This is a genomic window from Brochothrix campestris (assembly GCF_046058945.1).
Lineage (GTDB): Bacteria > Bacillota > Bacilli > Lactobacillales > Listeriaceae > Brochothrix > Brochothrix campestris.
Map to the genome: position 1 here is coordinate 2,226,746 of NZ_CP175511.1, position 13,169 is coordinate 2,239,914.

At 39.4% G+C, this 13,169-nt stretch carries 11 protein-coding genes; all 11 read right to left on the reverse strand.

Features of this window, described 5'->3' with window-relative positions; genetic code table 11:
- Positions 1–57: 57 nt before the first annotated feature.
- The 11 genes from ACJYYY_RS10970 to ACJYYY_RS11020 all read right to left on the reverse strand — a co-directional run bounded on the left by ACJYYY_RS10970 (position 58) and on the right by ACJYYY_RS11020 (position 13,162).
- Positions 58–771, reverse strand: coding sequence for a hypothetical protein (locus tag ACJYYY_RS10970; protein WP_408868945.1), 714 nt, complete (start codon positions 769–771; stop codon positions 58–60).
- Entirely contained in the window at positions 768–3,194 is a 2,427-nt protein-coding gene (locus tag ACJYYY_RS10975) for a bacterial Ig-like domain-containing protein (RefSeq protein WP_408868946.1), read from the reverse strand. Before ACJYYY_RS10975 ends, ACJYYY_RS10970 begins: the two co-directional genes overlap by 4 nt.
- Positions 3,195–3,566: 372 nt before the next feature.
- A complete protein-coding gene (locus ACJYYY_RS10980; protein ID WP_035315661.1) occupies positions 3,567–4,409 on the reverse strand; it encodes a Cof-type HAD-IIB family hydrolase in 843 nt (280 codons plus the stop codon).
- Positions 4,410–4,504: 95 nt separating this feature from the next.
- Positions 4,505–6,649, reverse strand: a complete 2,145-nt coding sequence (locus tag ACJYYY_RS10985; RefSeq protein ID WP_408868947.1) for an Ig-like domain-containing protein — start codon at positions 6,647–6,649, stop codon at positions 4,505–4,507.
- 418 nt (positions 6,650–7,067) lie between these two features.
- Positions 7,068–8,624 (reverse strand): lytic polysaccharide monooxygenase, encoded by a 1,557-nt coding sequence (locus tag ACJYYY_RS10990; protein WP_408868948.1) that lies wholly within the window; start codon positions 8,622–8,624, stop codon positions 7,068–7,070.
- A gap of 169 nt (positions 8,625–8,793) precedes the next feature.
- Complete coding sequence (truA, locus tag ACJYYY_RS10995; protein ID WP_408868949.1) at positions 8,794–9,534, reverse strand: tRNA pseudouridine(38-40) synthase TruA; 741 nt, start codon at positions 9,532–9,534, stop codon at positions 8,794–8,796.
- A 207-nt stretch (positions 9,535–9,741) separates the two neighbouring features.
- A complete protein-coding gene (locus tag ACJYYY_RS11000; RefSeq protein ID WP_408868950.1) occupies positions 9,742–9,885 on the reverse strand; it encodes a hypothetical protein in 144 nt (47 codons plus the stop codon).
- A 161-nt stretch (positions 9,886–10,046) separates the two neighbouring features.
- On the reverse strand, positions 10,047–10,916 hold the full coding sequence (locus ACJYYY_RS11005) for a WxL domain-containing protein (RefSeq protein WP_035315541.1): 870 nt from the start codon (positions 10,914–10,916) through the stop codon (positions 10,047–10,049).
- A gap of 31 nt (positions 10,917–10,947) precedes the next feature.
- Positions 10,948–11,316 carry an LPXTG cell wall anchor domain-containing protein gene (locus ACJYYY_RS11010; RefSeq protein ID WP_035315543.1) on the reverse strand — a complete coding sequence of 123 codons (369 nt, stop codon included), beginning with the start codon at positions 11,314–11,316 and terminating at the stop codon, positions 10,948–10,950.
- A 29-nt stretch (positions 11,317–11,345) separates the two neighbouring features.
- Positions 11,346–12,137 (reverse strand): WxL domain-containing protein, encoded by a 792-nt coding sequence (locus ACJYYY_RS11015; RefSeq protein ID WP_051457047.1) that lies wholly within the window; start codon positions 12,135–12,137, stop codon positions 11,346–11,348.
- Positions 12,137–13,162 (reverse strand): DUF916 and DUF3324 domain-containing protein, encoded by a 1,026-nt coding sequence (locus ACJYYY_RS11020; protein WP_408868951.1) that lies wholly within the window; start codon positions 13,160–13,162, stop codon positions 12,137–12,139. Before ACJYYY_RS11020 ends, ACJYYY_RS11015 begins: the two co-directional genes overlap by 1 nt.
- Between the last annotated feature and the right edge of the window lie 7 nt (positions 13,163–13,169).

The following is a 13,169-nucleotide window of genomic DNA, read 5'->3' on the forward strand; positions in this document are numbered from 1 at the left end:
GCTTTCATTTTTCTTCCAAGTTGTTTGCTTCTAATCGGTTGATTTCACTTTTAATTGTCACTCTCTAACGTTTTGGGACAGTTGCGGTTCAATTTGCCAATCTAACAACGCCTGATAACTCCCCCGTTTTGCTTTATCCATGATATGAACGGAGGTGTCAAATTGAATAACCTGTGTCATTGACGGGGTAACATGCCCTGCCACCACTGCATTATCACTGGTGATGAATGCACGATTTATTTCCAACTGAAAATGCCGCTGATAACTTTGTTCATTAGTGGTTTTGACAACGATTTGCCACCCTGTCTCATCACCACGATAATCCGCCACAACCGTCTTAATTGGTGCTAAAACGAGCTGTTGTTGTTTTCCTGTTAACGTCGTTTCAAAACTAACATCTGTGGGCTTTTCCATCGTCAATTCACCTGGTCTAATTTCACCGATTACCTTAGATTCTGTCGTTGCCTTAGCTGTCACTATGACACTCAGCGGCAACACTAGCGCAATAATGACACTCATACACAGTTTTTTTGCCTGTCTATGATGAAGGTAACACATTAAACAAATAATACTAGCAAGCAGGAGAAACGTACCTAACTGTATGATACGCGTCTCGGTATCACCTAAATGCGGCAACCGTTCAATCGGGAACGTTTTAATAGGCGCTGTTAACACTGCTGCTTTTTCAGGTGCAAGCAACGTTCCCGTTACTTGTGACTCGTACGTATTCGCAGAAACATGTGTTGCTAATAATTCAAATACATTTATCATTCGCCTACCTCCTTTACCGAAGGTTCCAACATCCACTTAATTTGTGCGTCATCGCTGCGGGGTGTCTTTACCTTCGCATAATTGATATGAACAAATGCGCTTTTTTCTTTTGTATCACTAACAATCTGTGAACCGATTCCCTCACTAATTAACAAACTCCCTTGGTCAAAAGACTGGTCTCCAACAAAAACATACGCTCGAAAATCACTGTGTGTTGTTTGATTGATAGCAGCAACTAATCGCCAACCTCTCTGACCATCATCAGTCACCACAACCGGCTTATCCTTCTGCCAGTATCGTTGCGTATCTGCACTACCTAAGATGACCTTACCAAACGATTGCTCTCTTACAACAGTTAACGTGACATCAATCGGCTCTACTGAAACAGTCGTTTTTTGCACAATAAGCGCACCACTACTATTCGGTAAACCATAATAAACAGTGTGTTGTCCCGGCTTCGTCATATCAATCGGGCGATTATCCTCAGTCCAACTCAACTCCGGAGAAAACGGCACTGCGACCCCATCGGCATCAATCGCCTTAATGAAACCAGCAGCTGGATCATACGTATCTCCGACTTTGTAGCTCATATCCTTAGCAAAAATAGCGGTTAAATCGGCTTTAACCATCACCTCGGCTGGCTCACTGTACACCCACTTACCGAGGGCGTTGGCAATCACGATTCGTACCTGATGTGTGCCTGGTTTAGTGGTGTCTAACTCCTTCGTCAACACATTGTTCACATAGTAATACTGCACATCCTTCGCGTTTATCGCTTGGCCGTCTTTATTTAACACTCGTTTGAACGGGGCATCTGCATCGTATGCTTGACCGACATATAACGACACGTCTTGTAATTCAGCAGTTGTTTGATCGGCTTTAACCGTCACCTTGGCTGGCTCACTGTACACCCACTTACTGAGGGCGTTGGCAATCACGATTCGCACCTGATGTGTGCCTGGTTTAGTGGTGTCTAATTCTTTCGTCAACACATTGTTCACATAGTAATACTGCACATCCTTCGCGTTTATCGCTTGGCCGTCTTTATTTAACACTCGTTTGAACGGGGCATCTGCATCGTATGCTTGACCGACATATAACGACACGTCTTGTAATTCCGCAGTTGTTTGATCGGCTTTAACCGTCACCTTGGCTGGCTCACTGTACACCCACTTACCGAGGGCGTTGGCAATCACGATTCGTACCTGATGTGTGCCTGGTTTAGTGGTGTCTAACTCCTTCGTCAACACATTGTTCACATAGTAATACTGCACATCCTTCGCGTTTATCGCTTGGCCGTCTTTATTTAACACTCGTTTGAACGGGGCATCTGCATCGTATGCTTGACCGACATATAACGACACGTCTTGTAATTCCGCAGTTGTTTGATCAGGTATAACGGTGACAGTATAAGTCGTACTCACTTGTTTCGCTACTCCATTAAACAAATAATGATACGTTAATATTTGTTTGTAGTTACCCGGTCTTGACGTATTAACGGTATCACCGGTCACCTTCATCGTCGTTTCATCCCATGGTAACGGCTTACCGTCTAATCCTGTACCACCGCTGTAATTATCCGCCGGGCGGTATACCTGATACTGATACAACTGACTATCGTTTGCGTGAATCTTCGGCGAAGGCTGTAACGGCACTGTATACGTTTTATTAGTTCCATAGTTCCAACTTTTAAGATAATATTGCGACCATATATCATTGAATTGATGATACGTTGTACGCCAAGTTAACTTCGTTGGTAGTTTTAATTCTGTTGCTGTTGTCTGTTTCAAGCGTTCGATTTTCAGCGTAAAACGTGCCGTATTACCTAACGAAGCACCGTCGTTCCAGGGTGTTTCAGCGCCCTCACTATTCGGAAAATGAGTAGCTATCACGTTGATGCGATAGACACTGTGATCATAATCAAAGGCGAACTGTACATTATTATGATAGGGCATGTATTCAGGTATCCGATTAAACCCATAAAAGAAGGTTGCCTGCCGATAGGTCATAATCGCATGTACAGGTAAATCGACATAACCTTCAATCGTATCACCAATGTCAGGGCCTAAGGCGTTGACGCCCGTCGGGAAACGTAAATTGGCTGAAAAGGCTGTATCCAGCTTTGGTTTCAAGTGAATCGCATAACCTTCTTTAGCCCAAGCCGCTTCTTGCTGTAATTCAATCAGTACCTTAGTCGCTGGCTTTGCTTGCTTTATTTTATCGTCTTTTTCAGCAATTGGATTCCCTTCGTTTTTTAGCAGTTCCTTGCCCTGCTCTATTTGCTTACTTTGTTCAACCGTTAAAGCAACTCCTGTTTTTTCAGCATTTCCATTCGTTTGTGACTGTACCCTTTCTATTTGAAAGGATGTTAATAAACATAAACATAGCGTCCAAACAACACCGTATTTTAACCTTTTATTCATGCTATCCCCCCTTAATGTAAACTGTCGCTAGTACTACACCACTTCAATTTTAACTATGGATAACACGGGGGGAGTGTTTATTTATTTTAATTCGAGATAATTTCAAAAAAAAAAAACAGTAAACCATCACCATGGTTTACTGCCAGAAACTTTCAACTTTCAGAAAAACAGCAACAATGGGAAATAATCCCAAGTTCGACCTTTCCAATTTATACGCTGTTGAACGAGCTAATTTCACTTTTCTCCCTCTAGATCAATCAGCTAACAGCTAGTAAATTTCAAGCTCGCTCCTTGCGATGGGAAATAATCGCAAGTTCGACCTTTCCAATTTATACGCTGTTGAACGAGCTGATTTCACTTTTCTCCCTCTCGTTACAGCCATTTGTTTTTCAAAAAGCTCTGATAAATCCCATCATTTTCGGCTGTTGCTGTGATTTCATCAGCCAATTTCTTTAATTGCTCTGTGCCATTCTCCATCGCGACCTTATATCCTACAGCAGCAAACATTGCAAGGTCATTATTACCATCCCCATAGGCCACCGCATCTTCTTTGGCTAAGCCTAAATGCGCTAAGGTTTCTCTAATTGCAACTTGCTTGTCGATTCCTTTAACACTAATTTCGCCACTTTCAGGACCAAACTGTGGCACAGTTGTATGATGCATTTCGAATTCAGCTTGAAATTGTGCGTTCACTGCCTCAAAAGGATGCCCATTACTAATAAAAGAAATTTTATTAACATTGGCATAATCAATTTTTCGACCGACTGATTGTGCTAAAATGTCATAAAACCAATTGAACTCTGCCATCAGTTCCTGATATTTAGTTGAATCAGTGTCTACACCCTTTGTAACCTGTGTTTGGATACTCGCTACACAGTTAGCACTACCAAATAAACCATCGTTCGACTCTAAATAGTAACCGATGTTATGCTCTTCGAAATAGGAAATAATCGCTAACACCGCTTTTTTAGGCATACGCTTATGCGTCAGTACCTTACCATCTATCTCAACGTAACCACCACCGGCCCCAATAATACCATCCAATCCAATCCCTACTATCTCAGCTGTTATTTCAGGTTTTGAACGTCCGGTACAGACGAATACCTTGTTTCCTGTTGCCCGTGTTGCTTGAATCGCTTGCTTCGCAGAAAGTGGCACAGCACCTGCACGATCACATAAAGTTCCATCAACATCTACAAAAATTATTTTAGTCATATGCTACCTCTTTTAGTTCTATTGTATCAGCAGCATATATTTTTGTCCGTTTCCGCCCTTTATATTCACTAAACAACCGAGCATTCATCTCTGAATTACTTAATCGTTGTCGCTCTGCGATAAAGGCTACTTGCTAGTAGAATTAACAATAATCCTATCAAAAGAGTGTCTCGCTGTGAGTAATCACCCGTTTTAGGTAATTTTTTCTGATCTTGGTCTACTGATTGTAGCGTTTGTTCATTGATATTCGTCGATACAGCTTGCTCTGTACTTCCTTCTGGTTCTGTACTTCCTTCTGGTTCTGTACTTCCTTCTGGTTCTGTACTTGCTTCAGGTTCTGTACTTGCTTCAGGTTCTGTAGTTGCTTCTGGTTCTGTACTTGCTTCAGGTTCTGTACTTACTTCTGGTTCTGTACTTGCTTCTGGTTTTGTACTTGCTTCTGGTTTTGTACTTGCTTCTGGTTCGGTACTTCCTTCTGGTTCTGTACTTGCTTCTGGTTCTGTACTTGCTTCAGGTTCTGTAGTTGCTTCTGGTTCGGTACTTGCTTCAGGTTCGGTACTTGCTTCAGGTTCTGTACTTCCTTCTGGTTCTGTACTTGCTTCTGGTTTTGTACTTGCTTCTGGTTTTGTACTTGCTTCTGGTTCTGTACTTGCTTCTGGTTCTGTACTTCCTTCTGGTTCTGTACTTCCTTCTGGTTCTGTACTTGCTTCTGGTTTTGTACTTGCTTCTGGTTCTGTACTTGCTTCTGGTTCTGTACTTCCTTCTGGTTCTGTACTTCCTTCTGGTTCTGTACTTCCTTCTGGTTCTGTACTTCCTTCTGGTTCTGTACTTCCTTCTGGTTCTGTACTTCCTTCTGGTTCTGTAGTTGCTTCTGGTTCTGTACTTGCTTCAGGTTCTGTACTTACTTCAGGTTCTGTACTTCCTTCTGGCTCTGTACTTCCTTCTGGTTCTGTACTTCCTCCTGGCTCTGTACTTGCTTCTGGTTCTGTACTTCCTCCTGGCTCTGTACTTGCTTCTGGTTCTGTACTTCCTTCTGGTTCTGTACTTGGTTCTTTGTTATAGACATACGTGACAATCACCTTATTTTTGGTGTGAATTCCGATTGCATTACTCGGTAATCCACTTAATTCATAACCATCAAATTGTTTAGCTAATGTTGTGTAGTTACTACCTATGTCACCTCTAATATATTCGGAACGTGTTAATTCATTACCAGCTTTATCGATATAATAGATTTCAACGATGCCTTTATTAATGGTTCCCGTTCCTTCTCCACCACCTGTTATCGAATCATTGAAAATAATACTTTTATTTTCTGTTACTATCCCTTTACTATGCATTAACATGGCAATATTTTCGATTCGATTGCCGTTCAAGATTTTCTCATTAATTAAAACCTTATATGTAATAAGATACGTTTCTGATACGGTTCCAAGTTTGATATTTAAATCACTATTATCCTTATCAAATGTCAGTCCACCCTTTAGCTTAATGTCTTCAGTGACATCACTAAAAACATCTTCTCCAACGGATTTACTAATTTTCACACTCGTTGGATCAAATAGGAATTTCTCATTTGCTGCATAATCTGAAACGACAACATTTTCTAATGTTTGTCTTGCCTCATTGATTGTTACCGTATACTCAGCCTCTAATGAATCACCCACTTGATGACCAGATTTACTTAATAGCGGTATCGTTTCAACTACTCCTCCCAAATAATTAATCGTCTTTGTTGTACTGGCGATAATTCCATCTTTATCTGTTAATTCTGCTGTGACATCTATTTTTTTTGTTTCATTTTCGATGTTTTGATTGATTTTTTGATTCACAAAAAAAGAGAGTTCGATCGCATGATGTTCTTCAACATAGTCTGTGAAAATCAATTCAAGCTGATGATTCTTACTGTCATAGATTAAATCAGCCATCTTTTCACCCGTGGTTTTATCATTAATCGCCATCGTGAATTGTGTGTCTTTCATTATAAATTCTTGTGGCAATGCAATGGCAATTAAATCGTTCTCATGATATTTATCATCATATAAATTCACGTCAAACGCTAACTTAAACTGTGACGCTTGATTCAAAGTGTCGATTTCAGTACCCTGAATTGTCGATAAAATTTGCATCTTAAACGTCTCTTTTTGACTTGCTTGAACCCCTATTGATGTAATAGATGCTAACATTGTTACAACCATTAATACGATTATCCCTGTTTTTCTTAATAAACTTAGTCCCATAATCATTCCTCCTAATAATAAAGAATATCCGTTTTTTTAAATAATATGTGAATTTCGCTTGATATTTAACTATACCTTTATAATAAAAAGTTAACATTTCATTTTTTTCCGAACAGAACGAAATATATGAATGAGCTTTTTTAACAAAAAAAGCAGTCTCCTCAAAAAAGGATACTGCTTCAGATTGTAGAAAAAGTCGAATTAAGCTTCTTTTTTCTGTGAAAATAGATCAAGCGACTTTGGCTATAAGATGATAAGACTGAATAAAATTGCTGTTGAACAAACTTATTTCACGACTGAGCAAGTCGTAACGAAATAAAACAGCGCTGCTATTCAGTCGCATAGCCGTATTCTTAATGAGGATACTGTCTGTTCTCATACACTATCTACCCGTATGATTGATACCTTAGAAAACATTTTATTCCTTTAGCTTAAATAATGACAGTGCTGAATCCGGCGCCCAACTTGAATCACCATAGTTTAAATGTGCATTGATTGTTTCATATGTTTTACCTTTGTATGTTACCATTTGGCCTAATTTATATTCGACCGGTGCTGTTAACGTACCCGGTACCCACTCGTTTATCGGTGCAATTTCTTTAAAAAGACTCAATGCTTTATCTGGTGCCCAGTTTAAATCACCATAGTTTAAATGCGCATTGATTGTTTCATATGTTTTACCTTTGTACGTTACCTTTTGGCCTAATTTATATTCGACTGGCTCTGTTAACGTACCCGGTATCCATTCGCCCGCTTGAGGCAATACCGCTGTTTTTTCGGTTGTAACAACAAATGCTTCACTAGCTTCAGACACGTTTCCTCCCGCACTAATTGCTTTAATAGTATAGCTGTACGTTGTATTTGCTGCTACCGTTTCATCCATGTACATTGTTCCTGCCGATGTTCCGATTTTTTCACCATCACGATAAATATCGTAAGCTTTCACACCAATTAAATGTGATGATTTTGTCCACATTAAGTTAACTGAATGATCCGTCGTTCCCATGGAATGTACCCCGGATGGTACGGTTGGTGCTTGTTCATCAATGGCTGGCATTTCAACGGTTGCAGCTGTTAAAACCGCTGATTTCTTGGAAACATCACCATTAAAGTTAACAGCTTCAACTTGATATTGATACGTCGTTCCAGCAGTTAATCCCGTATCCGCAAAAGTTGTTCCAGCCATTGTTTGTACTTTTTTACCATCACGATAAATATGATATTCCTTAACGGCTGTATTGGTTGGTGCTTGCCACGCTAAATCAAGCGTCGATGTTGTTGCGTTTGTAGCTGCTAGTTCAGTTGGCGCGTTAGGAACAATCACTTCTGGTGCTGGTGCCCCGTCATTGTCGACATTCACATCGATGACTTGATAAAAAGCATTGGCGGTATCGGCAACATCCCAGACTGCTAAAATAACATTATAGCCACTGCGGTCATTCGGTACATTGATGGTATGTGTTAAATGACTTGAAGGATACGATCCATCATGTGCCACTGTGCCGATTAATTCAAGTTCATCGCGTACTAACGGTGCATTTTGGTCCCATCCTTGTTTTGTCATGTAATAATGCCATTTGGCGGTACTGTGTTCTTTTGTATAGGCCCAAGTGAATTGATTTAAACCGGTGGAGATCGTTTGTTTTTTCCAATAATCAGGTGTTTGAATGTCTAACACACCTTCAAATTTACCATTTGCTGATGCAATATGACCATCGGCCGGCCCGTTTTCTGGAAAACCCTTTAATGCTTCTAATCCTTGCGGTTCCGTAATGACTGAGCCATATTTTGCTAAGGCTGCATCCCATCCCATGCCACTATCAAAATCCAACTTAGCTTGGTACGAACGACTGATTGGCGATTCTACATACCCATGAGCCGAAGCATTCTGGCTCATAATTACGAGTAGACCGCTCGCTGCCACCGCTGTGATGGCAATGTTTTTTCCCAATTTAACTAACTTGCTTTTTTTCATTTAAATCTCTCCTTTTTTAATTGTTCTTTTGCTACTTTCATCAACACTCCTTTAAGCCTATCATGATTAAATAACTGTTTTTTGTTTATTTTTACTTCGATTGATGCCATTGTTGGCAAAAAAATAAACCGACCATTAAACTGGTCGGTCAAACAAAGAGTTCTTGCTTTTAATCATAGTATACTTCTTCTAAACAGAGCGCATGGGCCGGAACGGTTATTCCCGCCTGTTGCCTTACCTTGGTTTCAAAAATTGTGGTAATCGATGCTAACGGCCGTTCACCCGCGCCTATCTCAAGTATTGTTCCCATTAAAATACGAACCATGTTATACAAGAAACCATCACCTACAAATGTAAAGGTAATTCTTTCACCCTGTTGTTGCACACTGATTTCTTCAATCGTACGAACCGTATCTTTTTTTGTTTTTTTGAGTGAAGAAAAACCAATAAAATCATGTGTTCCTTCTAATAGTCGACAAGCCTCTTCTATCAGTTGCTGGTTTAATGGCTGTTGATAATGAAAACTGGTCGAACGTTCCAACGGTGAAGGTAATTCCGCATTCCATACCGAATAGCTGTATTTTTTCCCCGTTGCATGATAGCGTGCATGATACCGTTCTGGCATCTCAACCACTTGTTTCACAATGATATCCTGCGGAAGGTAATGGTTTAAAAATGCGCGTATTTTAAGCACCGCTAAGTGAGAAGCCGTATGAAAATTAGCAACTTGCCCACGCGCATGTGTACCTGCATCTGTGCGACCTGAACCGATAATTTCAATCGATTCACCCGTCATTTTGGTTAAAATACTTTCAATTTTCCCTTGAATCGTTTTATCCGAATCACCAAGACGTTGCCATCCTAAGTATTTACTGCCGTCATATTCAATCGTTAATTTAATATTTCGCATGTTAGTTAAGCTCCTCTGCCATCCTTTTTCTTATATTATGACATGAGCAACGACAGATAGCTATTAACATTAGACTAAATCGCTCGTTGTAATTAATATGAAATTGCACCACGTTTTAATCCTGCTTTTTTCTTAACTCCACACTAAAGCATGAGCATTACAAATAACACATTCATTTCATAGTAACTAGATTAAGAACATCCACCTTTAACCATCAATCATTCGTGAGTAATTATTGCCATTATCTTCGATAGATACGTTGCTATCAATTTTCTTAATCGTAAAATTAAAATGGTCAGACTTACCTTCAGTCGCTCCCTCGATATGACTAGGTCCTGTATCAGTTGGCACATTAAGTGTATTATTGTATTTGTCTTTTCTGTAGTAATCACTAGTATCTGTATTACGTCTTTAATGATACTTTTTAAATATCCCGTTAAAAAAACACTGCTTAACCTTTCAGCATAACTGAAAGACTTAAGCAGTGCCCCTTATTCTTATTAAAATGGTCGCTATTCAGCGCCTTCATTACCACCATTAGATTCAGTCTCAGCTAATGTCCATTTCAATTCTGTTGAATATGTTGAATCAGTTTTCACACTTGCACCAGGTACTGATAAAGTAACAGCGGAGTTACGAATAACAGGTTTAGAACCAACTTCTTCTTCGCCAGCTTCATTTTCAGTTACAACGATATCAGTATCAGCACTTAATGATGTCTCTGAACTACCGTAGTAATTAGCCCAAACACCAGCACCTTGACCAGCAGCAGCAGTAACAATATTTATTGTTTCTTCAGGTACTAATGACACTTCTGTTGCACCAGTTGGTGCTTGTGCTGTAGAACCTTCAACTGTATTTAATTTACCATCAGTTAATTGAATTGCTGCACCTGTTAATTCCTTTTGTTCAGTTGATGCGAATTGTTTCACTTGTTGTACTGATAACGTCCAACCAGCTTCTGTTCCGCGGTTATCTGTTACTTGAACGTAGTTAGGACGGTAGTTTCCAATTTCAGGAGTACCCTCAGTCGCATCCGCTTTAATTTGTTGTGCGTAAGCACTGTACTCTTCATTTTTAGTTGTGATTTTTGCTGTACCAAAGTTTAAACTTGGCACAAAATCAAGACTTAAAGGACCATCAGTCCCTGGGCCTACTGGATTTTCTGGATCAATCGGGTCAATCGGGTTAACTGGATTTTCTGGATCTGGATCTTCCGGATCAATCGGTTGTGATGGGTCTGTATTTGTAATAAAGTTAACAACGGCCTTAGACGTTAATGAACCACCCTCTGCTGCATGAGTTGTTGTTGCGCTTGTTCCTAAAATTGCCGCCCCTAAAATAGTTGCGATTGCTAATGATTTTCCAAATGTAATTGTCATTTTAATTTAATCTCCCTTTTATTCGAATTTTTCAATCGTTTTGATACTCTTGTCGTCTTCTGACACACATTGTAGCCACTGCTAAAATCAACAGGCCACCAATGAGCGGTAACGCACTTTGTTGGTCACCCGTTATGGGTAATTGGCTAATTGAAGACAAACCACCATGACCATTTGAACCTGTATTCGAACCGTTATTACTAGCTCCATTGTTTGACCCTGTATTAGTCTCGTGATTTGAACCGCCCGTGTTTTCTTCTTCAAACACATATTCACCATAAAAACCTGTTACAGCATTTGATTGATAAGACTGTGTTTCAGCTGCTTTACTCAGTTGTACGGAACCTAACATAAAAGCTAACATCAATAGAGGAAGTATGATAAATATTTTTTTATACATCTTAACTTCTCCTTTCTATGACGTTATGTTTAGTTGCTTTCTACTTCTGATAAAATCCAAGTTAAGCTTGCACGGTATTCAACAGCTGATTTAGGTGTGCTACCAGGCACGTCTAATTGAACAGATGTGTTTTTATCGATGTCTTTTGTTGAACCATCTTCTTGTTCAACTGCAACTTTTTCAACGTTACCAAAACGGCTGATCCAAGTACCATCACCAGCATCTTTGGCAGCGTCCATTACTGAAACAGCTGTACCAGGTTCTAACACGATACTCGCTTGTGTCGTTGGTGCTTCAACGCCTTCACTGTTAGAAACAGCCACACTGTCATTAATCGTAATTGCTGCACCTTTTAATTCACTGTATTTTGCGTCAGCGTTCGTAAATTGTTGTTCTTGTTTCACTTTAAGTGACCAACCAGCTGATGAGCCACGGTTATCTGATACTTGAACATAGTTCGCAGTTACCTTATCTTTATCTGAGTAACCTTGAGCATTTGCATAATATGTTTCATCTTTTGATGAAATTTTATTGACACCGAAATCAAGACTTGAAGCAAAATCAATGCTTAATGGTCCTGGTGTTCCTGGGTTAGGACCTTCTGGATCTGTTGGATCTGTTGGGTCAACACCTTCACCTGGCTCTTCTGGATCTACTGGATTTGTTGGGTCTGTGTTAGGTACAAATTCAACGACACCATTTGACGAGTATTCTGCACCATCTTGACCTTCTGCTGCATGAGCAGTAACAATTGTTGCTGCACCTGTTGATGTTAATAATGTTGCGATTGCTAAGAACTTACCGAATTTTTCAAATTTCATTAGTTTTCCTCCTGTTTTTTACGTTTTTTTCGTACTAAGAATAAGATTAAAGCGATTAAGAGTAATAAGATAATACCACCAATAATGTAGTACATCATGTAACTCTTCTCGATCGTCACATCTTTTTCATTTAATTTTTTTGCAACGTCACCTGAAATCGTAAAATCTTTTGTCCAGCGCCATTCATTCTTATATGACTTTGCCGTCATATTAAGCGTATATTTACCTGGTTTAAGTTTTTCACCTTTTCCAAGTTCTACTGGATAATCAAAGTTCGTATTCGGTGCCATTTGCATTTTTTCAGTCGATGATTTGTATAACACTTCATCACTGTCTTTTTTAGTGATTTCAGCATTGACTTTCAGTTGATTCACATAAGTAGGTTCGATATTTTGGATGTTGGCTGCAATAATATTACGATAGTTACGTTGATCAGCGCCTACCTTGTTTAGTTTTAATTCCGGCTTGACCGTTTTTGTATCTTCACGTAATTGTATGCCTACAACATACGAATAACGATTATTAATTGACATCCCACTACCTGAATCTGTTTGCGATTTTTTGTCAATCTCTTCTTCTAATGTCAGACCGCCGGTAATGCTACCTTTAAACGATTCCTTTGGCACTTTCACTTTTAACTTTAACTCATACGTTGAATCTGCCTTGATGGTTATCTTAGACTCCGTTTTTACGATGTCAGTAATATCATGTTTCAAGGTTTCATCATTTTTTTTATCACTTGGACCGTATTCAACAACCCCACCATTATTGGTTGTCGTTGTCGCAATTTTCGGTTTTATAGTGACTGCTTTATTAGTGGTGTTTTTTAATAGAACCGTCAGTTCTTGTGACTGGTTCGGCTTTACTTTTAAATCAAAATAACCTTTTTTCTGATCAATTTGATTTTTTGGTTTCTGTGGTATTACAGCAAAATTCAGTTCGGATGCAAACAATACTTTGGTACCACACCCCATAAGTAAAACAACTGCCATCCCTAATACTGCGATTTTCTTAAATAACTTCATTAATAAA

Bases quoted from the DNA above. Each gene is read 5' to 3' on its own strand.
- ACJYYY_RS10970 (WP_408868945.1), bottom strand. From the start codon at position 771: ATGATAAATGTATTTGAATTATTAGCAACACATGTTTCTGCGAATACG.
- ACJYYY_RS10975 (WP_408868946.1), bottom strand. From the start codon at position 3,194: ATGAATAAAAGGTTAAAATACGGTGTTGTTTGGACGCTATGTTTATGT.
- ACJYYY_RS10980 (WP_035315661.1), bottom strand. From the start codon at position 4,409: ATGACTAAAATAATTTTTGTAGATGTTGATGGAACTTTATGTGATCGT.
- ACJYYY_RS10985 (WP_408868947.1), bottom strand. From the start codon at position 6,649: ATGGGACTAAGTTTATTAAGAAAAACAGGGATAATCGTATTAATGGTT.
- ACJYYY_RS10990 (WP_408868948.1), bottom strand. From the start codon at position 8,624: ATGAAAAAAAGCAAGTTAGTTAAATTGGGAAAAAACATTGCCATCACA.
- truA (WP_408868949.1), bottom strand. From the start codon at position 9,534: ATGCGAAATATTAAATTAACGATTGAATATGACGGCAGTAAATACTTA.
- ACJYYY_RS11005 (WP_035315541.1), bottom strand. From the start codon at position 10,916: ATGACAATTACATTTGGAAAATCATTAGCAATCGCAACTATTTTAGGG.
- ACJYYY_RS11010 (WP_035315543.1), bottom strand. From the start codon at position 11,316: ATGTATAAAAAAATATTTATCATACTTCCTCTATTGATGTTAGCTTTT.
- ACJYYY_RS11015 (WP_051457047.1), bottom strand. From the start codon at position 12,137: ATGAAATTTGAAAAATTCGGTAAGTTCTTAGCAATCGCAACATTATTA.
- ACJYYY_RS11020 (WP_408868951.1), bottom strand. From the start codon at position 13,162: ATGAAGTTATTTAAGAAAATCGCAGTATTAGGGATGGCAGTTGTTTTA.